The sequence below is a fragment of the Catenulispora pinisilvae genome (assembly GCF_015356865.1).
In the GTDB taxonomy this organism is placed as follows: domain Bacteria; phylum Actinomycetota; class Actinomycetes; order Streptomycetales; family Catenulisporaceae; genus Catenulispora; species Catenulispora pinisilvae.
Map to the genome: position 1 here is coordinate 1 of NZ_JAAFZA010000193.1, position 20,227 is coordinate 20,227.

Below are 20,227 nucleotides of genomic sequence, written 5' to 3' on the forward strand. Positions count from 1 at the left end.
ACCCTCCCCGTGGCCGCGACCCACCTGTCACAACCCCCGCGCCCGGGCGTCAAGACCCCCTTGTTCCTCCTCGTCATGATGATGCCGGCAGCCGGCGCCGCCGCGGTCCTCGCGGCGCGGCGGAAATAGACCCGTGGGAGCGGCGAATGTCCAACTTGGTCAGTGGTCTGATCGTCATGGCCGTCGCCGGCCTGATCGGCGCGATCGGCTTGGTGGTGCGGGTCCGTGTGTTCCCGGCGAAGGAGGATGAAGAGCGCGAGGACGTCGCGGGTTACGTGACCATGATGGTCGGCGTCATGTTCGCGCTGATCCTGGCACTGTCGCTGGTCTCGGTGTGGGAGGACAGGGACAGTGCCGAGGGGCACGTGGCGACCGAGGCGAGCAGCCTGCACGAGACGTACTTACTCGGTGCCACGATGCTGCCCGCGGACCAGGCGAAGATCCAGGCCGCGGCGACCGCGTACGCGGACTATGTCGAGCACACCGAATGGCCGGAGATGCGTTCCGGCAAGGAGATCGGCGACACCGGGTGGCAGCTGCTGACCAATCTGCGCACCGCGTTCCTGAACGCCGACGTGACGACTCCGCCCCGGCAGGCTGTGCTGTCGGACGCCACGACGCAACTCAGCAACCTGGCCGACGCCCGCCGCGGCCGCCTGGACGACACGGACAAGCGCATGCCGTCCATCCTGTGGGTCGGCCTCGTCCTCGGCGGCGTGCTGACCGTGGGCCTGACCTTCATCTACGGTATCGAACAGCGCTTCACCCATGTCGGCATGGTGATGGGCCTGGCCGCGCTGATCGGCTTCGTCCTGATCCTGATCTACGACCTGGACAACCCCTTCAACCAGGGCATCGGCATCGATTCGGCGCCGTTCACCCGGTACTTCCCCTGATCAAGGTCTTGACCTCAGGGTTCGACGATATCCGACAGGGCCCGACGATGATCGGTGATGTTCCGTGACGGGACGGTCGCGCCCTGGAATTGGGTCAACCGTCCCAGTCATTCGTTCGGAAACCCTTCCGCAACGTGTTACTCGGTAGTAGCGTGCGCCGCGCCACACATCCCCCCGAGAGGAGACCGAGCATGCACATCCGTGCCCGAACGATGGCCGCGGCGCTGACGGCGCTGGCGGTGAGCGGGGCCCTCGCGGTACCCGCGGTGACGGCTTCGGCGACCTCCGCGGGAGCCCATGCCAAACCGGCCACCATCGCCGCCTCCGGCGTCGCCGACGACTGCCTGGGTCAGTGCAATGACATCCTGCCGCCGGGGGAGAACGGAAGCGCCACCACCGCGCAGATCCTGTGGTTCAAGACCACCGGGAACCGGCCGTCCAACACCGATGACCAACTCGGCAAGTATGCGAGTCTGGTCGACGGCTACACCGGCTTGACCAACAGCACGTTGGGCAACTTCTTCAACGATTCCTCGTTCGGTGTTCCGGCCAACCAGGTCACCAGCACTCTCAATCCCGGTGGCCGCGGTGATGTCACCATCACCCGGGACACCGAGGACATCCCGCACATCTACGGGACCACGCGGTCCGGCACTGAATACGGGGCCGGATACGCTGCCGGGCAGGACCGGCTGTGGATGATGGACGTCTTCCGGCACGTCGGCCGGGGCGAGCTCAGCGGGTTCGCCGGTGGCGCGGCCGGCAACCGCCAGTTGGAGCAGCAGTTCTACCTCAACGGGGCCTACACCGAACCTGATCTGCAGGCGCAGGTGGACCGCGTGAAGAACAGCGGGCCGCGTGGCGCGCAGGCCTACCAAGACATGACCGACTACCTGGCCGGGCTCAACCAATACATCGCCGACGTGAAGGCCGGCGACGACTTCCCCGGCGAGTACGACCTCACCGGCAACGCCAACATCCTGACCGGCGACGGTATCCAGAACTTCCAGCCCACCGACCTGGTGGCGATCGGCTCCGTGATCGGTGCGTTGTTCGGTGCCGGCGGTGGCAACCAGGTTGCCTCCGCGCTGGTGAAGGAGGCGGCCGAGGCCAAGTACGGGACGGCTCAGGGTGACGCGGTCTGGAATTCCTTCCGGGAGGAGAACGACCCCGAGGCGGACCTGACGCTGCACGACGGCCAGTCGTTCCCGTTCAACGGCAGCCCGGCGAACGCCTCCGGTGTGGCGATGCCGGACCCGGGCTCGGTCAGCCCGCAGCAGATCGTCTTCGACCCGACCGGCTCGGCCGCCTCCAGCAGCACGGCGTCCGGCACCACGGCCTCGACGGCGACGGTCCCGACGACCGCCACCGGCTCGGCCGCTGTCAAGTCGGCGACGTCCAACGCCAACCTCAAGGCCGATCCAGCCCTCGCCAAGCAGGCGAATTCGATGGCCAACGGCGTGCTGCCGGCGGGTCTGTTCCAGACCAAGCGCGGCATGTCCAATGCCCTGGTGGTTTCGGGCCAATACACTGACACCGGGAATCCGGTCGCCGTCTTCGGCCCGCAGACCGGTTACTTCGCCCCGCAGCTACTCATGCTGGAGGAGATTCAGGGCCCTGGTATCAGTGCCCGGGGTGCGGCCTTCGCCGGTCTGAACTTCTATGTCGAACTGGGCCGTGGTGCCGACTACTCCTGGAGTGCCACCTCGGCCGGGCAGGACATGATCGACACGTTCGCGGTGACGTTGTGCAACACCGATGGCACGCCGGCGACCAAGGATTCCGACGCCTACCTGTACAACGGCGTGTGCACGCCGATGCAGCAGATCGAGCGGGACGACTCCTGGAGCCCGACCATCGCCGACAGCACACCAGCCGGCTCGTACAAACTCATCGCGTTCAGAACCAACTTCGGCATCGTCCAAGCACGCGCCACGGTCGGCGGTAAACCGGTCGCATACACCGCGCTGCGTTCGACGTACCAGCATGAGGTCGACACGATCATCGGCTTCCAGATGTTCAACGACCCCAGCGTGGTGACCGGTCCGGCCGGGTTCCAGCAGGCGGCCTCGAACATCACCTACACGTTCAACTGGTTCTACGTCGACTCCCAGCACACGGCCTACTACAACTCGGGTCTGAACCCGACGCGACCGGCTCAGGACGACCCGAACCTGCCGATCACCGCCGATGCCGCGCATCAGTGGCTGAATTGGGATCCGAGTACGAACACGGTGGCCAACACACCGTTCGCGGCGCATCCGAACTCGATCGACCAGGACTACTACGTGTCTTGGAACAACAAGATCGCGAACGGCTACACCGCCTCCGGCTTCGGTGACGGCTCGATCTACCGCAGCAACCTGCTCGACGACCGCGTCAAGGGTCTGATCAACTCCGGCACCAAGGTCACCCGGGCCAACCTGACTCAGGCGATGGAGGACGCGGCGCTGACCGACTTGCGCGGGGAGAAGCTGCTGCCGGAGCTGTTGCAGGTGATCGGCACGCCGACCGATCCGACGCAGGCCGCCGCCGTGGCCGAGCTGAAGACCTGGCTGGCCGACGGCGCCAAACGCAAGGAGACCACGGCCGGCAGCAAGACCTACTCCGACTCCGACGCCATCCGCATCATGGATGCCTGGTGGCCGCTGCTGGTCCAGGCCGAATTCCAACCCGGCATGGGCAGCGACCTCTACACGGCGATGACCGGCGTCCTGTCGGTCGACGACTCGCCCTACGGCGGCTCCGAAGCCGGTGTGGCTCACAAGGGCTCGTCGTTCCAGTCCGGCTGGTATTCCTACGTCGACAAGGACCTGCGCTCCATCCTCGGTGAATCGGTCCAGGGCCCGTTGGCGCAGAGCTACTGCGGCGGCGGCAACCTGACCGCGTGCCGCACGGCCCTGCTGTCCGCGCTGTCCACGGCGGTCGCCACCCCGGCGGCCACCGTCTACCCGGCGGACTCGGTCTGCTCGGCCGGCGACCAGTGGTGCGCCGACTCCATCCAGCAGCACCCGCTGGGCGGCATCACCGACGACCAGAGCAACTGGCAGAACCGCCCCACCTTCCAGCAGGTCGTGCAGTACCCGGCACACCGCGGTGCGAACGTCTCCGACCTGGCGACGAAGAGCACTGCGACCGCCTCCAGCAGTCAGTCGGGATATCCGGCGCAGAACGCGGTGACCGGCAACGGCGCCAACCGCTGGGCCAGCAACTGGGACGACAACGAGTGGCTCCAGGTGGACCTGGGTTCGGTCCAGCAGGTCGGCCGCGTGATGCTGAACTGGGAAGCCGCCTACGGCAAGGCCTACAACATCGAGGTCTCCGACGACGGCACAAACTGGCGCACCGTCTACACCACGACCACCGGCCACGGCGGACAGGAAGTCGATAGCTTCCCGGTCACCAGCGCCCGCTACGTGCGGATGCAAGGAGTTCAACGCGCCACCGGCTGGGGCTACTCTCTGTACCAATTCCAGGTCTACGCCCTGTAGCCATCCTGGAGGCACCAGACAAGCAAACTGACACCCCCACAACCTCGCCCGGACCGCACCCTCGCGGTCCGGGCGAGGCCGGTCGGAGCCGGGGTCGGAAGCCGAGAGCAAGGGAACGGACCACAGAATGCCGCACATGGCCGTCGACGAACGCCGGGAACTCCTCGTCGAGGCGGCGATCCGGGTCATGGTCCGGGACGGCGTGGCCAAGGCCACCACCCGCTCGATCGTGGCTGAGGCGGGCATGGCCCTGGCGGCGTTCCACTACAGCTTCCGCTCCAAGCAGGAACTGCTGGAGAACGTCATCAAGACCATCACCGCGCACACCCTCGACCTGGCCGTCGAAGTCCTCGGCGGGGAAGGGAACGCACAGGACAAGGTGCGCTCGGCGCTGGACACGTACTGGCGCCACGTGGTCGCCAACCCGGGGGAGCACCGCGTCACGTACGAGCTGACGCAGTACGCGCTGCGGCACCCCGGCCTCGCGACGATCGCTAGGCGCCAGTACGAGGCCTACATCGCCGCGGCCTCGACGCTGATCGAGTCGCTGGACGTCACCTGGAAGGCGCCGACGCCGGTCGTGGCGCGGTATCTGATCTCGGTGATGGACGGGATGACGCTGCTGTGGCTGAACGAGGGGGATGACGCGTCCTCGCGGGCCGCGCTGGATCTGGCCGGAGATCATTTGGTCAGCTTGATCGAGGGTGACGCAGGAGCCTGAGTTGTGGGAGCACCGCCGCTGGTCGGGTCGGCCAGAGCTGGGCGGGGCGGCGCTCACGGTTGGGGTTCGGCTGCCTTAGGCGCTGTTGTAGGCGGTCTGGGCCACACCACCGGAAACCTGCCGGGCGACCAGCGAAGCGTGCAGCTCGCCCAGATCCTCCGTCCGATGCGCCGACAGGCCCGTCAGCTCGCTGATTCGCCGCAGCCGGTAGTCGACCGTGTTCGGGTGCACATGGAGTGCGGCGGCTGTCGCCCGGCGGTCGCGGTGCAGATCGAGGTAGGTCCGCAGAGTGCTCAGCAGTTCGGGCTTGCCGGCCAGCGGCTCCAAACGCTCCGCCAGTGCTCGCAGTGCCGCCGAGGGGCGGCTCAGCTGGTAGTCCAGCAGCACGTCTTGGAGGCGGTACAACCCCGGCGCGCGGCCGGTCGCCCGGACCAGGTCGACGATCTCGGCGGTCCGGGTGACTGCCGTGGGGATCTCGCTCGAGTCGGCGGTGGCGACCGCCGCGGTCACCGGCGTTCCGGAGACCTCGGCCGCCTCCGCTATCAGGGCCCGTAGTTCCGCGTGCTCTGGGTCGCTGCTCTCCTCGTTGAGTGGCATCAGCACTGTGCCGCGATCCGAGCGGAAGGCTGCCAGGCAGGGCCGCTCCGCGAAGGCGTCCAGGGTGTCCCGCACGCGCCGGATCTTGCGGCGGGCCGCGACGTCGGGGGCGGCCGCGTCTTCGTCGGGGTGGCGTTCCAGGTCGAGGGTCAGGACCGCGTAGCGGGGCGCTGCCTGCACTGTTCCGTCTGGCTCGGTGCCGGACAGGAGCGCCGCCATCAGTGCGTGGCGGCCGCTGTGTTCCTCGGTGTCGATGGTGCGGCGCGCGGCCAGGTAGCTCTCGGTCACCGCGTTCAGGATGCGGCGCTGGACCCCCAGCAGCAGGTCGAGGACTTCGCGGAGATCTGCGTGGTCGTCGGGGGCGGCTCCGGCCGAGACCTGGGACCAGACCATCGCGATGCCGAGTTGGTAGGCCGCCAGGATCGCCTCCAGCGGTACGCCCTCCTCGGCCCGGCGCTGTGCGGACAGGCGTTGCGCGGCGAGTTCGGCGGCCTCGGGGACTCGGCGTGCCTCGATCGCGTCGGCGAACATGCGGACCGAATGCTGCACGATCTCGGCGATGTCGCCCGCGACCTCTTCGCCGGGCAGGTTCGCGTAGACCGGCAGCTCTTCGAGCAGGCGGGCCAGTACTCGGCGGGACAGGTCCGGTGCCAGGGCCCGTAGATGTGCGGCGACCGGGCGGCCCGCGATCCGCAGTGGTTCGGTGGTATCCACAACGCCCTTGTGACGCGTCACAGAATCCCTCGCTGAAGTCTGGGTCACCGTCCAGTTAATCAGTGCCCGAATAGTCTGCATGATGACAGGCGACAGCGTCCATCCGCCCAGCGTGCGACGATTCTGGAGGAGTTCACCGTGAAGCCGTCCCGCACCATCAAGGCCGTCACGGGGCTGTGCGCCCTACTCGGCGCCGTGTCCGTCACCACCGCGACCTCGGGTACGGCCCAGGCCGCGGCGACCCCGCAGGTCTATGTCGCGCTCGGCGACTCGATGGCCTCCGGGCCGCTGATCCCCGACCCGACCGGGCAGCTGGCCTGTGGCCGGTCCACCCACAACTACGCGCATGACATGGCCGCCTCGCTCGGCATCCCGGTGCTGCGCGACGTCACCTGTAGCGGCGCCAGCACGTTTCACATGACCAACCCGCAGCCGCTGTCCATCGCCGGTGTCGCCGCGGGCACCGCGCCGCCGCAGTTCGACGCCCTCACCGCCGACACCACGCTGGTCACGCTCACCATCGGCGGCAACGACGTCGGGCTGGTCGGGGTGGCGCAGGACTGCATGCAGCTGAACCCGTTCGCCGCGCCGTGCAAGGGCAAGTACGTGGTCAACGGGGTCGACTCGGTCGCCGCCCGCAGCGACGCCTTCGCCCCGAAGCTGGCCGCGGTGCTGGCCGGGATCCACCAGCGCTCGCCGCAGGCCCGGGTGCTGGTCACCGGCTACGGCGACTACATCAAGGCCGGCGGCTGCTGGCCGGTCGAGCCGCTGCTCGGCTCGGACGCCACCTGGTTGCAGAGCGAGGTGGACTACCTGAACTCGGTCATCGCCTCCACCTCGGCCTCGAACGGCGCGACCTACGTGGACGTCCGCACCCCGAGCGCCGGCCACGACTCGTGCCAGGGCGAGGGCTCACGCTGGGTCGAGGGCTACGTGCCGCTGTCCCCGGCCGCGCCGCTGCACCCGAACCAGGCCGGGGAGGCCGCGTACGCGCGGATCGTCGGCGCCGTGGTCGCGAACGGATAGCCGGCGGGTCGGCGACGCGGGTCATGCGTATTCGTTCCCTGATGAGGTCGGCGGCGGGCCGGGTGCTCGCCGCCGCTGTGGCGATCGCGGCGCTCACCGCCGGGCTCACCTCGCCGGCCGCCGCGCAAAGTGGCGCGACCGGCGCGCGGAGTGGGCCGACTGGCGCACCGAGCGGGCCGACCGGACAAAAGGCGCCAGCCCACACCGGTTGTGACCCGATCGCCGGGCCCGCGTGCCTCCTGCCGTTCCCCGACGACTGGTACACCCGCCCCGACCCCTGGACCCCGACCGGCCGCCGCCTCGACTTCTCCGCCTCCGACCTGCCGACCAGTGCCCTGGCGGGACCGACCGACCCCGCCGCCTGGAACCGCCTCGACGGCTTCTCCCCGGGCTCGGCACTGGTCCTGACCATCCCCGGCCTCGACCCCGCCGCCAGCGGCCTGGCCCCCATCACCGACATCGGCCGCTCCCTCGCCCCGAACGCGCCGATCGTCATCCTCGACCAGACCACCGGCACCCGCTGGCCCTACTGGGCCGAACTCGACGCCAACGACCCGCGGCACCGCGCGCTGCTCGTCCACCCCGCCCGCGACTTCCTCGACGGCCACCACTACGTCGTCGGTGTCAGGAACCTGCGAACCGCGACCGGCGCCGCGATCCCGCCGCCCGCGCCGTTCGCCCGGATCCTCGATCACCGCCTGCCCAAACAAGATCCGCTCCGCGAACGCCAGCGCGAACTCAAGCCGGACCTCCGGAGCCTCGCCCGTGACGGCGTCCACACCGCAGACCTCTACCTCGCCTGGGACTTCACCGTCGCCAGCACCGCGAGCCTGACCGGCGACCTCACCTCGATCCGGGACGACGCCTTCGCTCGCCTCGGATCCGCCGCGCCCACCTTCACCGTCACTTCCGTGACCGACCTGACCCCGACTCAGGACCCGGACATAGCCCGGGTCGTCGACGGCACGATCCAGCTCCCCAGCTACCTCTCCCAGCCCGGCGGACCCACCGGCTCGGTCTTCCACCGCGGACCAGACGGTCGTCCCGCCCAACTTCCCGGCAACACCCAGACCGCCAACTTCCGCTGCGAAGTCCCGCGCGCCGCCTGGACGACGCCCTCGCAAGCCGCGCTCTACGGCCACGGCCTGCTCGGCAGCCGCGACGAGGTCGGAGCCGCGAACGTCCGGGCCATGGCCGGCGAACACGACTTCACCTTCTGCGCCACCGACTGGATCGGGATGGCCGCGGAGGATCAGAACACTGTCGTCGCTGCCCTGGGCAATCTGAACGCGTTCCCCGAAGTCACCGAACGCGTGCAACAAGGCGTCCTGAACGCCCTGTTCCTCGGCCGCGCGCTCGTCAATCCGGCCGGCTTCGCCGCCTCGTCCGCGTTCCAGACCCCCGACGGGCATCCCCTGCTCGACCCGCGCGCCGGGGTCGTCTACGACGGCAACAGCCAGGGCGGCATCGTCGGCGGCGTGCTGGTCGCGGTCTCGCCGGACGTGAAGCGCGGCGTGCTCGGCGTCACCGGCATGAACTACAGCCTGCTGCTGAACCGGTCGGTCGACTTCGCCGCGCTGCAACCGGCGCTGGACGCTGGCTACCCGGACAAGCTCCAGCAGCAGCTCGTGTTCCAGCTGATGCAGCTGCTCTGGGACCACGCCGAGACCGACGGCTACGCCGAACACCTCGCCGACGGCCACCAGGTGCTGATGGACGTCGCCTTCGGCGACCACCAGGTGGCGAACGTGTCGGCGGACGTCGAGGCCCGGACCATCGGCGCGCGGCTGCACGTGCCGGCGGTCGCGCTCGGCCGGTCGCCGGACACCGTGCCGTACTGGGGCATCGCCCCGGGCCCCGCGGTGCCGTATCAGGGCTCGGCGATGGTGGTCTGGGACAGCGGAACGCCCCCGGCGCCGCTGACGAACACCGCGCCGACCGGCCCCCGGTACGGCCACGATCCGCACGAGGATCCCCGGAACTCGCCGTTGGTACGGCTTCAGAAAGCCGTGTTCCTCACCACCGGTGTGGTGATCGACGTCTGCGGCGGTGCGCCGTGCACCGAGCCGCCGGCGTCGTGACAGCCGCTCCACGCACCTGCGTCCCCTGAGAAAGGACAAACCTCGATGAAGCACCGTCTGTGGCCGTGGCGTGTCGCCGTGACCGCCGCGCTGCTCGCCCTGCTGCCCATGGCCTCCGCCTCGGCGGCCTCCTGGACCCGGTTGCCCGGCTACCAGACCTGGACGCTCGTGACCGCGCTGGAGCGCGGCCAGGGCGTCTCGACCGACGGCACCTACTACTACTTCTCCGGCACCTACTCGCTCGACAAGGCCACCGTCAACGGCATCAACGACGTCACCAGCAACGCCACGGCCATCCCGTCGGCGCTGTCCTCGCAGTACGGCTCCAACCACATCGGCGACAACGACTACTACGGCGGCTACGTCGTGGCCCCCATCGAGGACGGCAGCAACTACCAGCACCCGCTGTTGGCGCTGTTCAACGCCTCGGACCTGAGCTACACCGGCCGCTACGTCCAGCTGCCGCTGAACCTGATGCCCGGCGGCGTGCCCTGGGTCGCGGTCGACGCCGCGGCCGGCCTGGTCTACACCGCTCCCTGGAACCAGAGCGCCGCCGACGGCAGCGACCACCTGGTCGTCTACAGCCTGCACGACCTGCTGACGCTCCCAGCCGGCGCGGCCCTGCCGGTGCTGCGCACCGTGAAGCTCTCGCAGCCGCTGAGCCGGATCCAGGGCGCGAAGATGTGGCGCGGCCAGCTGTGGGCCTCGGCGGACATCGACGGCAACAAGTCGGTCTGGTCCATCGACCCGAACACCGGCGCCACGGCCTGGCAGTTCGCCCAGGACGTGCAGCCCAAGGACGAGGTCGAGGGGCTGGTGGCGCTGGATCTCGGCGCCGGCGGCGGCCAGCTGCACATCTTGAACGTCGGGTCCGGCTGGAAGTCGATCTTCCTGTACTTCCAGCACTACTCGCTGAACTGACGCGGGGCCCGGAGCGCGGAGCCCCGGAGCCCGGCGCGCGGACCGCGGACCGCGTGAACCCACGGCGGCGAAGGATCTCCTCCTTCGCCGCCGTGTCGGGATTCCGGCACCGCGCAGAGCCTGGCCGCGCCTCGCGTGCTGCGCTTGACTCGAACCATGACCGAATCCGACATCTGGTTTCAGGACCCTTACGCCGCCTTCGCCCAGGGTCGCCAGGCTGCGGGCCCATCCTTCGTCCCCGCCCTCGGCGCGTGGGTGGTCGCCCGGCACGACGACGTGCTGGAGGTGCTGCGGCGCGCCGAGGAGTTCTCCTCGGCCAACACGCTGCCGCGCGACGACATGCTCCCGGAGGCGGTGCGCGCCGAGTTGGCGGACAGCATCGGCGGGCGGCCGGTCGTGGTGAACTCCGACGGGCCCGCGCACCGGCGGTACCGCGCGCCGCTGCTGGCCGGCCTCACCCCGGCGCGGGTCGGGCAGCTGGTGCCGTGGATCGGGGAGCGGGCAGCGGAGCTGGTCGACGGATTCACTCAACACGGCGCCGGCCGGGTCGAGTTCGTCGGCCAGTACACGTCCATCCTGGCCGGCGAGACCATCGGCCGGCTGATCGGCCTGGAGCCGGCGGACGTCGCGAAGGCGGTCGACGGCACCACGCAGGCGCTGATCATGTACTTCTTCCCGGTCGGCGACGAGCACAAGGCCCAGGCGGCACGTAAGTTCGCTGAGATGCGCGCGATGCTCGACGGATACGTCCGGGCCCGCCACGGCGAACCGCGCGAGGACCTGTGCGGCGCGCTGGTCGCCGCCCTCGCGCCGGACGGCGGCGAGCTCACCCTCGAACAGCGTCACGAGATCGGCTCCAACGTCCTGAACCTGTTCATCGCCGGCTTCATCACCGCCACCCCGCTGCTCGGCACGATGGTTCTCAACCTGCTGCGACACCGCGAGCAGTGGGAGCTGCTGTGCGCGAAGCCCGAGCTGATCCCGGCGGCCGTCGAGGAGGCCATCCGCTACGACACCTCCATGCAGAGCGTCCGCCGCCTCACCACCGCCCCGGTGACGGTGGCCGGCGTCGAGATCCCGGCCGGCGCCACCCTTCTGGTCGCCCTCGCCTCCGCCAACCGAGACCCCGACGCCCACGACCGGCCCGACACCTTCGACATCACCCGGCCGCCGAACGAGGCCACGACCAGGCACGTGTCCTTCGGCCACGGCCCGCACGCCTGCGTCGGAGCGCAACTCTTCCGCGAGGAGGCCCAGGCCACGCTGCGGGTCCTGACCGAACGGCTGCCGAACCTGCGGCTGGCGCCTCAGGAGGCGGGGGCGATGGGCCGCAGCGCGGTGCCGCGCGACGGGTCGCTGCAACAGCTGAATCTGGTCTGGTGACGACGGACCGGCGCGCGCGACGCGGACACGCCTGACGGCTGACTGGCTACTCGCCGACTGGCTACTTCTTCAGCAACGTGGCCAGCAAGTCGTCGCCGAGCGCCGCGCCCTCGGCGGAGTGATCCGCGAGGCCGTAGTCCGCGTACCAGTCCGAGGTGGCCTCGGGGTGCGGGCCGACGACCGCGACACGGCCCGCGCCCAGCGGCAGGACGGCGGCGGCGACCGGGCCGTTCGGGTAGCGGGCCAGCACTTCGGCGGGCTGGTCGTCGAGGACGAAGGCCGGGCCGTCCTGGAAGTACATCTGGTGCTGCTGCTCGCGCCACGTCACGGTGATCAGGGTGTTGTCGGTGGTGGTGACCGCCGCGCCGGGCGTGGCGATGTACTGCTCGGAGTCGCCGGAGCCCAGCAAGTCGAAGCCGGGGTTGCCAGCCAGGTAACCGCCCATGCAGAGCCCCAGAAAGCGGCCGCCGCCGTTGACGTAGTTCTGGATCGTCTCCTCGACGCCGGGATTGTCCTGCCGCATGATCTGCCACCCCTGGTCGACGCTCATGTCGTCAGAGCCGCCGGGCTGCACGTAGACGGCGGCGGAGCTGAGGGCCGCCGCCGAGAAGGCGTACTCCTGACCCTTTCCGACGTAGTGCGTCGTGAAGCCGTTCCTGGTCAGGAGCGCGGCGGCGGCTTCGGCGCAGCCGTCGCAGGCGGCCGGGCCCCGGTAGACCAGCGCGGTGCCGTGGGGGGATGGCGAGTTGGTGGGAGCGGACTGGCTGGCGCAGCCGGCCAGTCCGAACACAGCGAGCACAGCGAACAGCGCCAGCGTCACTACTGCTGCGAGCGGTCCGCCGGAGCGCGTTCTCGTGGTCTCCATCGCCTGCCTTCCTCGGCGATGATCAAGACTACAGCCCTACGGCCCTTCAGCCCGTCAGCTCTACGGCCCTACAGCCCTACAGCCCCAGGGACTTCGCCACGACCGACTTCATGACCTCGCTGGTCCCGCCGTAGATCCGGTACACGCGGTTGTCCGTATAGAGCTTCGCGATGGGGAACTCGAGCATGTAGCCGTAACCGCCGTGCAGCTGAAGACACTTGTCGATGACCTTGCTGGCCATCTCCGTAGTGAACAGCTTCACGGCGGCGGCGTCGGCGACCGTCAGCTCCCCGGCCTCATACAGGTCCATGGCCCGGTCGATCATCGCCTGCCCGGCCGTCACCTCGGCGGAGCATTCGGCGAGCACGAACTTCGTGTTCTGAAACGACGCCACCGGCGTGCCGAACACATCGCGCTGCTTCGTATAGGCGATCGCGAACTGGATCGCGGCGTCGGCGGCGGCGACCGCGGACACCGCGATGCCGAGGCGTTCGGGGACCAGGTTGTGCGTGAGGTAGGAGAACGCCTTGCCCTCCTCCCCGAGCAGATCCTGCACCGGCACCTTCACGTCGGTGAAGGACAACTCGGCGGTGTCGGAGGTGCGCAGGCCGATCTTCTCCAGCTTGCGGCCGACCGCGTAGCCCTCGGATTCGGTGTCCACACAAAGGATCGACAGGCCCGCGCGGCGGTTCTCGGGGTCGTGCGGGGAGGTGCGCGCGACCACCAAGACCCGGTCGGCCAGGAAGCCGCCGGTGATGAAGGTCTTGGCGCCGTTGAGGACGTAGTGCGTGCCGTCCTCCGAAAGCTTCGCGGTGGTCTTGATGCCGGCCAGGTCGCTACCGGTACCCGGCTCGGTCATCGCGATCGCCGTCATCATCGCCCCGGAGACGAAGTCCGGCAGCCAGCGCCGCTTCTGCTCCTCGTTCGCGAACTCCAGCAGATACGGCAGCACCAGCCCGGTGTGCACCGACGACCCGCCGAAGCTCACCCCGGCGCGCATCAGCTCCTCGGTGGTGACGGCCTGGTACTTGAAGCCGTTGGCCTCCCCGGCGCCGCCGTACTCCTCCGGCACCTCGATGCCGAACAGGCCGAGCTCGCCGAGCTTGTAGTAGAAATCGCGCGGGGCGTGGCCCTGCTTCTCCCACTCGGGATAGACCGGGACGACCTCCTCGGCGATGAAGTCCCGGATCATCTGGCGGAACGCCTCGTGGTCCTCGGTGTACACGGATCGGCGCACGCTGTTTCTCCTGACGCTCGTGCTCGACGACTGATTACAGCTTGGCGGCCCCGGCGCGGACCGGCTAGTCGGACGCACACGGCCGGTCCGCCGGGCTGCCGGTCCACCGGTCTGCGGTCCGGCCGCCCGATTGCCCGCAATCACTCGCCGACGTATATTTGTAGACGAGTATTTGCAGGCGAGTATATGCCGAGGAGGGAGCGCCGTGGCCACCAAACGCAAGGTCGACAACCTGCTAGCGCTCGCCGTGCTGGCCACCGTCGTTCAACGGCCCATGCACCGCTACGAGATCGCCTCGCAGATCCGGGCGCGCGGCAAGGACCAGCAGATGGACGTGAAGTGGGGTTCGCTCTACACGGTCGTCCAGAACCTCGCCAAGCACGGGTTCCTCCAGATCATCGGTACCACCCGACAGGGCGCACGGCCGGAACGGACCGTCTACCAGATCACCGACGCCGGACGCCGGGAACTCGAAGACTGGACCCGCGAGCTGATCGCCACGCCCGAACCGGAACACACCCGGTTCACCGCCGGCCTGTCCGTGCAGCTGGTCCTACCGCCGGCCGAGGTGATCGCGCTGCTGCAAACCCGGCTCGCGGCGCTGGAGGAGCGGATCAGCGCCCGTGAAGCAGCACACGCTGAACATCTGACGGAAGTCCCGAGGCTGTTCCTCATCGAGGACGAGTACGCGCTGGCGATGATCGTGGCCGAGGCGGCCTGGGTGCGGGGGTTGCTGGCCGAACTGACCGCCGGCACGTTCCCGGACCTGGCCGCCTGGCAGGCGTTCCACGACGGCGCCGAACTACCCGCGGACATCGTCGAACCGCTGGAAAGGAGCCCCGGACCGGACTAGCGAAAACGCCCCGGCAGCGGTGCGCCAACACCGCCGCCGGGACCTGCTCTCGTACCGACGTCCGCACGGGCGAACCCCGGCCACGAGGTGCCAACCCCAGGATAACGGGGCCTCCCGGGCGTGATGTCGGAGCCGCGCGACGCGGCTGATCATCATGCACTGGAGGGAAACCCATGTCCACAGCACCGAACACGCCGAGCACCCTGAGCACCCCGAAGACCCCCACCGCGGCGCGCGCCTCCGGCGTCCGCACCGCCATCGTCATCGGCGGCGGCGTGGCCGGCCCCGTCGCGGCCACGGCACTGCACCTGGCAGGCATCCAGGCCACCGTCTACGAGGCCTACCCGGAACTCGGCGAGGGGATCGGCGGCTCGATCGCCCTGGCCCCGAACGGCATGGCCGCGCTCGATCTCATCAGCGCCGCCGACCCGCTCCGGGCGCTGTCCACCGCGATCGACCACACCCGGATGAACATCGACGGCAAGCCCGTGGACCTCCCGGGCCTGGCCGACGTCGAACCGCTGCGCCTGGTCGGCCGCGGCGACCTGCACCGGGTGCTGCGCGACCGCGCGATCGCGGCCGGGGTGCGCTTCGAATACGGCAAACGCCTGACCGGGGCCACCGAGCGGGCTGACGGCGTCCAGGCGCGGTTCGCCGACGGCACCGGCGCCACCGCCGACGTGCTGATCGGCGCGGACGGAGTGCGCTCCACCGTTCGAACCCTGATAGACCCGAACGCGCCGAGCGCCGACTACACCGGGCTGCTCAGCTTCCAGGGCGAGGTGGACCCGGCCGCCGATCTCGACTGCGAACCCGGCCTGATGGTGTTCGCGTTCGGCAAGCGTGCCTACTACCTGTACGGGAGACTCGCCGACGGCCGGCTGACGTGGGGGGCCAACCTGCCGTCGAAGACGTACATGTCGCTGACCCAGGCGCGCGCCGTCCCGGCCGAACAGTGGCTGCGCCAGCTGCGCGACACCTACCGCGACGACCATCCCGGCGGCCTGTTCGCCGAACGCACCACGGCCGAAACCCTCGACATCACCGGCGCCATCCACATCATGCCGCCGGTCCCGCACTGGCACAGCGCCCGCATGGTCCTGGTCGGCGACGCGGTCCACGCACCCTCGAACAGCACCGGGCAAGGCGCGTCCCTGGCCATCGAGAGCGCGCTGCAACTGGCTCGCTGCCTGCGCGACGTCCCGGAGCCGGCGGAGGCGTTCGCCGCGTATGAGGCGCTGCGTCGCGAGCGGGTCGAGCGGATCACGCGGCGCGGTGCCCGGTTGAACCGGACGAAGACGCCGGGGCCGGTCGGGCGCAAGGTGATGCACCTGACCATGCCGGTGCTGTTCCGGATGATGAACTTCGACAAGGTGATGGGCTGGGAGCAGCGGTACCGGATCGAATGGGAGGCCGAAGTCTCAAGCGCCGTGCGCGGCGGCCGGGCGTCGGTGAGGATGGGGGATTGAGCGCACCGCTAGGCCTAGGCCAAGGAGCCCCAAGCAATGACTTCCCCTGTGGACGACGGAGTCGAAATCGCTGTCGGACTGCTGCACAAGCAACTGCCTGCCGACAGGGTGGTCGCCGGAGAGGCGACGGCCGAGGCGGTGAAACTGTGGAACGGGCAGGTGCGCCAGCGTCCTGCCGTGATCGCGCGGTGCCACACGACCGACGATGTCCGGACGGCGGTGCTCGCGGCCCAGTCCGCGGGCCTGCCGCTGTCGGTGCTGGGCGGCGGCCATGACTGGGGCGGCGGCGCCATCCGGGACGGGGGCCTGCTGGTGGATCTGAGCGCCATGCGCCAGGTCACCGTCCAAGCCGCCGTTGAGGGCGCCATCGGGGGCACCGAGGCGCGGGTGGGCGGCGGCGCGACCGTCAGCGACGTCCTGGACGCGGTGCGGCCGCACGGCCACGCCGCGGCGGTGGGCACCGTGAGCTCGGTCGGCTTCGCCGGGCTGACCCTCGGCGGCGGGTACGGCACCCTGATCGGACTGCTCGGCCTCGGCGTCGACAACCTGCTGTCGGCCGAGGTCGTGCTGGCCGACGGCCGGGTCGTGACGGCCGATCCGGAGCATGAGCCCGACCTGTTCTGGGCGCTGCGCGGCGGTGGCGGCAACTTCGGGGTCGTGACCGAACTCCGTACCCGGCTGCATCCGCACGCCGAGGTCACTACGGGCCTGATCGCCTTCAGCTGGGATCAGGCCGGTTCGGTGCTGCGCGGTTGGCGGAATTTGATGGCTGGCGTGGCGGGCGCGGACGGTGCGGCTGCCGCGGACGACGCGCTGGACGTGATGTTCGGCGCCCTGCACACCCCGGCCGGGCTGGTGCTGTTCACCAGCCCGACCTGGGCCGGGGACCCGGCCCGCGCGGACGAGCAGATCGGCCGGGTGCGGGCGCTGGGAGCGCCGGTGCTGGAAGACGTCGGCCGGCGCGCGCTGGCCGACGCCGTCCACGCGATGGACGAGCTGTTCCCCCGAGGCCGCAACTACTACCTGAGTAGTCGGCTGCTGCCGGGGCTCACCGACGCGGCCATCGATGAGTTCGTGCGTGCGGGGGACGTGATGCCCACCACCTGTGCGCTGAACGTGCACCATGCACACGGCGCGGCGACCCGGGTGGCCGCGGACGCGACGGCGTATCAGTACCGTGACGAACACCTGGTGGTGGAGATCCTGGGGTCGTGGACTGATGGCGATGGCGCGGCGGAGACGGGCTGGGTCCGCGACACCGAGCGCCGCCTAGACGCCTACGCCCTGCCCGGCGGCTGGCCGAACCTCATGGCGCGCGACGACCCGCGGGCCGCCGACGCCTTCGGGAGCAACACCGAGCGGCTGCTGGCCGTCAAGGCGCACTACGATCCCGACGGGGTGTTCATGGCGATGCCGCTGCCGAGGTAGTCGTCGGCGTCGTTCAGATTCGCACGACGGTCTTACCTCGCGCGCCACCGCCCGTGTTCTGCCCGAGGGATTCAGGGACCTGATCCAGGGTGATGGTCCGGCCGATCGGGACGGTGATCCGGCCGGAGCGCACTTCCTCAGTGATGCGGGCGAGCAGGCCGGGCTTGTCATCCATCATGAAGTTGGTCACGGTGATCCGCTCCGAGGCGAGCAGCTCCGGCGGGGCGGTGAAGGTCGCGGACGCCGCCGCGCCGCCGTCCCGGACCAGCGCGGCGTACTCGCTGAAGCGGGGTGCGTCGCGGGTCAGGTCGAGGAAGGCGTGGATGCCGTCGGGGTGGGACTTGCGCACCGCTTCGGCCACGTCGTCTCGGGTGTAGTCAATGGTCTGCGACGCCCCGAGGTCGCGGATCCGGGCCTGGGCATCCGGCCGCGCGGTGGCGATGACCTCGGCCCCGCGCGCCGCGGCGAACTGGACCGCGAAGACGCCCACGCCGCCGGTGGCGCCGGTGATCAGGATCGTATCGCCGGGGCCCAGGTCCAGGGCCTCGACGATGCCGAGCCCGGTCATGCCGGCGGTGGGCAGGGCGGCGGCGACGTCGGCGCTCACGCCGTCGGGGGTGTGCTGGAGCGCGCCGTGGCTGGGGACTTCGGCGATGACGGCGTACTCGGCGTAGGTGCCGCGGCCCACCGGGACGTCCAGGAACTGGCCGTGGACGAGGTCGCCCACGGCGAATCCGGTCACTGATTCGCCGACCTCGGTGACGCGGCCGGCGCCGTCCGTGCCCAGGATGAGCGGTGAGGCCGACGGCAGCTGGTGCATCCGGCCCTCGGCGATGTCGCTGTCGATCGGGTTCAGCGAGGCCGTGGCCAGCCGCACCAGCACCTCGCCGGGGCCGGGGCTCGGCACCGGGAGGTCCACGAGTGCGGGTGTCCCGCCGATTTCGGGTACTGCGATGGCGCGCATGACGGCGTCTCCTGTCCTTTGACCCCCCTGTTGGCCGGCGGGTCCCACCACCGAGTCAAGCCGGTACTCGGCCGGAGCTGAAGGACCGATCCGGTCGCCTTTGATACTCTGAAGGTATGAATGACCTCGAGACCCGGCAGCTCCGGTACTTCGTCGCGGTGGCCGAGGAGCTGAACTTCGGCCGCGCCGCCGAGCGGCTGGGCATGGCGCAGCCGCCACTATCGCGGGCGATCCGCGAACTGGAGCGCCAGCTCGGAGTGGTCTTGCTGGAGCGGACGACGCGCCGAGTGGAGCTTACGGCCTCCGGCCAGACCCTGCTACGCGACGCGCGGATCGCCCTGGACGCGGTCACCGCGGCGGGCCGGCGTGCCCAGCACGCGGGGGAGGCACGACCGCAACTGCGGGTGGCGCTGAAGGCGGACGTCGACGGCGGGCTGCTGCCACGGATCCTGGAGGAGTACGCGGCGCAGGAGACCGGGCACCCGGCGACACTGGTGCTGGGGCGCTACGGCGAGCAGGCCACGACGCTGCGGGACGGGCGCGCCGACGTCGGACTGCTGCTGCTGGACGCGGCCGACGCACGGGGACTCGACTCCGAGCCGCTGCTGACGGAGCCGTTCCTGCTGGCCGTCGCGGCCGACGACCCGCTGGCGACCTACTCGGAGGTCTGCCTCGCCGACCTCGGCGGCCGCACGATGCCCGACGGCAAGCTGGCGGATCAGGGCCCACTTTCGGGCGAGGAGTGCGGCTTCGTCCCGGGGGAGCGCTGGCAACGGACTGCTTCCGGGTACTGGAGTGCCGCTGGCGGCTTGGGCACATCGGGCGCTATGGGTGTCTCGGGCACCTTGGGCAGCTTGGGTGCCTCGGGCGCCTCGGCAGCCTCCGACCTGCCCGAGATCTTCCGCCTCATCGAGCTGGGCACCATCGTCTGCTACTTCCCGGCGTCCCTCACCCACCGGTACCCGCGCCCTGACATCGTCTACCTGCCGGTCAACGACCTGCCCCCGGCCACTTTGGCGGTGGCGTGGCCTCAGGACTCCCACTCGACGGCGGTCGCGGCTTTCGTTCGTGCCGCTACCGCTGTCGCTGCGGCTGCTGCTCTGGTTTAAAGGCATTTTACGGAACTACCTGGTATTGACTAATCACGGATCGAGTCGCAGTTCGCTTATGTCGCTGTCGTTGCGTTGGCGGGTGCCGGTTGTGGTGGTGGTTTCGCGCGGGTCCGAGTCACTGCGCATGCGTTCGCGTTGGCGGCGATCGTCGTGTGTGGTGGGTGCCTGAAGTCAAAGTCAAGGGCAGGCGCCTCCGGCGGGGGCCTCCCGCTCGGAGGTATCCAACACCCCGCGTGGGCTGCGGTCCGAGTGTTGGTTGCGTAGTCCCGGATCCCTCATCGCAATCGGCGCCCGGAGGGAATCAGACCGGCCTGGCGGTATCAAGCCGGATCGCTGTTGCTGTGGTGCTGTCGCGTTCGGCTTGACACCGCCAGTCCGGCCTGATTTGGCAAGCCACGCCGATCGCGACGAGGAATCCGGGACAAGACCACCCTGTGGAAAAGCACCTACGGTGCCACACTCCGGTCGG

At 69.8% G+C, this 20,227-nt stretch carries 15 protein-coding genes; 11 read left to right on the forward strand and 4 right to left on the reverse strand.

Annotated features, from left to right (window positions below):
* Positions 1-146: 146 nt before the first annotated feature.
* The 3 genes from IZR01_RS36570 (at position 147) to IZR01_RS36580 (ending at position 5,108) form a co-directional block, all read left to right on the forward strand.
* Positions 147-896, forward strand: coding sequence for a bestrophin-like domain (locus IZR01_RS36570; protein ID WP_194899177.1), 750 nt, complete (start codon positions 147-149; stop codon positions 894-896).
* Positions 897-1,087: 191 nt separating this feature from the next.
* Positions 1,088-4,387 (forward strand): penicillin acylase family protein, encoded by a 3,300-nt coding sequence (locus IZR01_RS36575; protein WP_194926505.1) that lies wholly within the window; start codon positions 1,088-1,090, stop codon positions 4,385-4,387.
* Positions 4,388-4,523: 136 nt separating this feature from the next.
* Complete coding sequence (locus IZR01_RS36580; RefSeq protein WP_228556023.1) at positions 4,524-5,108, forward strand: TetR/AcrR family transcriptional regulator; 585 nt, start codon at positions 4,524-4,526, stop codon at positions 5,106-5,108.
* Between the two features lie 75 nt (positions 5,109-5,183).
* Here the strand turns inward: IZR01_RS36580 and IZR01_RS36585 are convergent, their stop codons facing one another.
* A complete protein-coding gene (locus IZR01_RS36585; RefSeq protein WP_194926506.1) occupies positions 5,184-6,500 on the reverse strand; it encodes a PucR family transcriptional regulator in 1,317 nt (438 codons plus the stop codon).
* A gap of 57 nt (positions 6,501-6,557) precedes the next feature.
* Here IZR01_RS36585 and IZR01_RS36590 point away from each other — a divergent pair, with 57 nt between their 5' ends.
* The 4 genes from IZR01_RS36590 to IZR01_RS36605 all read left to right on the forward strand — a co-directional run bounded on the left by IZR01_RS36590 (position 6,558) and on the right by IZR01_RS36605 (position 11,830).
* On the forward strand, positions 6,558-7,445 hold the full coding sequence (locus IZR01_RS36590; RefSeq protein WP_194926507.1) for an SGNH/GDSL hydrolase family protein: 888 nt from the start codon (positions 6,558-6,560) through the stop codon (positions 7,443-7,445).
* Positions 7,446-7,486: 41 nt separating this feature from the next.
* Positions 7,487-9,526, forward strand: a complete 2,040-nt coding sequence (locus IZR01_RS36595) for a hypothetical protein (RefSeq protein WP_228561012.1) — start codon at positions 7,487-7,489, stop codon at positions 9,524-9,526.
* A gap of 45 nt (positions 9,527-9,571) precedes the next feature.
* The gene (locus tag IZR01_RS36600) at positions 9,572-10,447 is read left to right on the forward strand and encodes a hypothetical protein (protein ID WP_194926509.1); all 876 of its coding nucleotides are present in this window, start codon (positions 9,572-9,574) and stop codon (positions 10,445-10,447) included.
* A gap of 156 nt (positions 10,448-10,603) precedes the next feature.
* Positions 10,604-11,830, forward strand: a complete 1,227-nt coding sequence (locus tag IZR01_RS36605) for a cytochrome P450 (protein ID WP_194926510.1) — start codon at positions 10,604-10,606, stop codon at positions 11,828-11,830.
* 61 nt (positions 11,831-11,891) lie between these two features.
* Here IZR01_RS36605 and IZR01_RS36610 read toward each other — a convergent pair whose 3' ends face one another.
* Both IZR01_RS36610 and IZR01_RS36615 read right to left on the reverse strand, forming a co-directional pair.
* The gene (locus IZR01_RS36610; RefSeq protein ID WP_194926511.1) at positions 11,892-12,695 is read right to left on the reverse strand and encodes a BPL-N domain-containing protein; all 804 of its coding nucleotides are present in this window, start codon (positions 12,693-12,695) and stop codon (positions 11,892-11,894) included.
* Positions 12,696-12,771: 76 nt separating this feature from the next.
* Complete coding sequence (locus IZR01_RS36615) at positions 12,772-13,932, reverse strand: acyl-CoA dehydrogenase family protein (protein ID WP_194926512.1); 1,161 nt, start codon at positions 13,930-13,932, stop codon at positions 12,772-12,774.
* A 205-nt stretch (positions 13,933-14,137) separates the two neighbouring features.
* Here IZR01_RS36615 and IZR01_RS36620 point away from each other — a divergent pair, with 205 nt between their 5' ends.
* From IZR01_RS36620 to IZR01_RS36630, 3 genes are all read left to right on the forward strand, one after another.
* Positions 14,138-14,785: a PadR family transcriptional regulator gene (locus IZR01_RS36620; RefSeq protein ID WP_194926513.1), complete on the forward strand. Its 648-nt coding sequence runs from the start codon at positions 14,138-14,140 to the stop codon at positions 14,783-14,785.
* A 173-nt stretch (positions 14,786-14,958) separates the two neighbouring features.
* Positions 14,959-16,254 carry an FAD-dependent oxidoreductase gene (locus IZR01_RS36625; protein WP_194926514.1) on the forward strand — a complete coding sequence of 432 codons (1,296 nt, stop codon included), beginning with the start codon at positions 14,959-14,961 and terminating at the stop codon, positions 16,252-16,254.
* A 36-nt stretch (positions 16,255-16,290) separates the two neighbouring features.
* Entirely contained in the window at positions 16,291-17,682 is a 1,392-nt protein-coding gene (locus tag IZR01_RS36630; RefSeq protein ID WP_194926515.1) for an FAD-binding oxidoreductase, read from the forward strand.
* Positions 17,683-17,695: 13 nt separating this feature from the next.
* On the opposite strand, the gene IZR01_RS36635 is transcribed toward IZR01_RS36630, so the two are convergent.
* Positions 17,696-18,646 carry an NADP-dependent oxidoreductase gene (locus IZR01_RS36635; protein ID WP_194926516.1) on the reverse strand — a complete coding sequence of 317 codons (951 nt, stop codon included), beginning with the start codon at positions 18,644-18,646 and terminating at the stop codon, positions 17,696-17,698.
* Positions 18,647-18,762: 116 nt separating this feature from the next.
* Between IZR01_RS36635 and IZR01_RS36640 the strand changes: the two genes are divergently transcribed.
* Entirely contained in the window at positions 18,763-19,755 is a 993-nt protein-coding gene (locus IZR01_RS36640) for a LysR family transcriptional regulator (protein WP_194926517.1), read from the forward strand.
* Positions 19,756-20,227 lie beyond the last annotated feature (472 nt).

Bases quoted from the DNA above. Each gene is read 5' to 3' on its own strand.
- IZR01_RS36570 (WP_194899177.1), top strand. From the start codon at position 147: ATGTCCAACTTGGTCAGTGGTCTGATCGTCATGGCCGTCGCCGGCCTG.
- IZR01_RS36575 (WP_194926505.1), top strand. From the start codon at position 1,088: ATGCACATCCGTGCCCGAACGATGGCCGCGGCGCTGACGGCGCTGGCG.
- IZR01_RS36580 (WP_228556023.1), top strand. From the start codon at position 4,524: ATGGCCGTCGACGAACGCCGGGAACTCCTCGTCGAGGCGGCGATCCGG.
- IZR01_RS36585 (WP_194926506.1), bottom strand. From the start codon at position 6,500: ATGCAGACTATTCGGGCACTGATTAACTGGACGGTGACCCAGACTTCA.
- IZR01_RS36595 (WP_228561012.1), top strand. From the start codon at position 7,487: ATGAGGTCGGCGGCGGGCCGGGTGCTCGCCGCCGCTGTGGCGATCGCG.
- IZR01_RS36600 (WP_194926509.1), top strand. From the start codon at position 9,572: ATGAAGCACCGTCTGTGGCCGTGGCGTGTCGCCGTGACCGCCGCGCTG.
- IZR01_RS36605 (WP_194926510.1), top strand. From the start codon at position 10,604: ATGACCGAATCCGACATCTGGTTTCAGGACCCTTACGCCGCCTTCGCC.
- IZR01_RS36610 (WP_194926511.1), bottom strand. From the start codon at position 12,695: ATGGAGACCACGAGAACGCGCTCCGGCGGACCGCTCGCAGCAGTAGTG.
- IZR01_RS36625 (WP_194926514.1), top strand. From the start codon at position 14,959: ATGTCCACAGCACCGAACACGCCGAGCACCCTGAGCACCCCGAAGACC.
- IZR01_RS36630 (WP_194926515.1), top strand. From the start codon at position 16,291: ATGACTTCCCCTGTGGACGACGGAGTCGAAATCGCTGTCGGACTGCTG.
- IZR01_RS36635 (WP_194926516.1), bottom strand. From the start codon at position 18,646: ATGCGCGCCATCGCAGTACCCGAAATCGGCGGGACACCCGCACTCGTG.
- IZR01_RS36640 (WP_194926517.1), top strand. From the start codon at position 18,763: ATGAATGACCTCGAGACCCGGCAGCTCCGGTACTTCGTCGCGGTGGCC.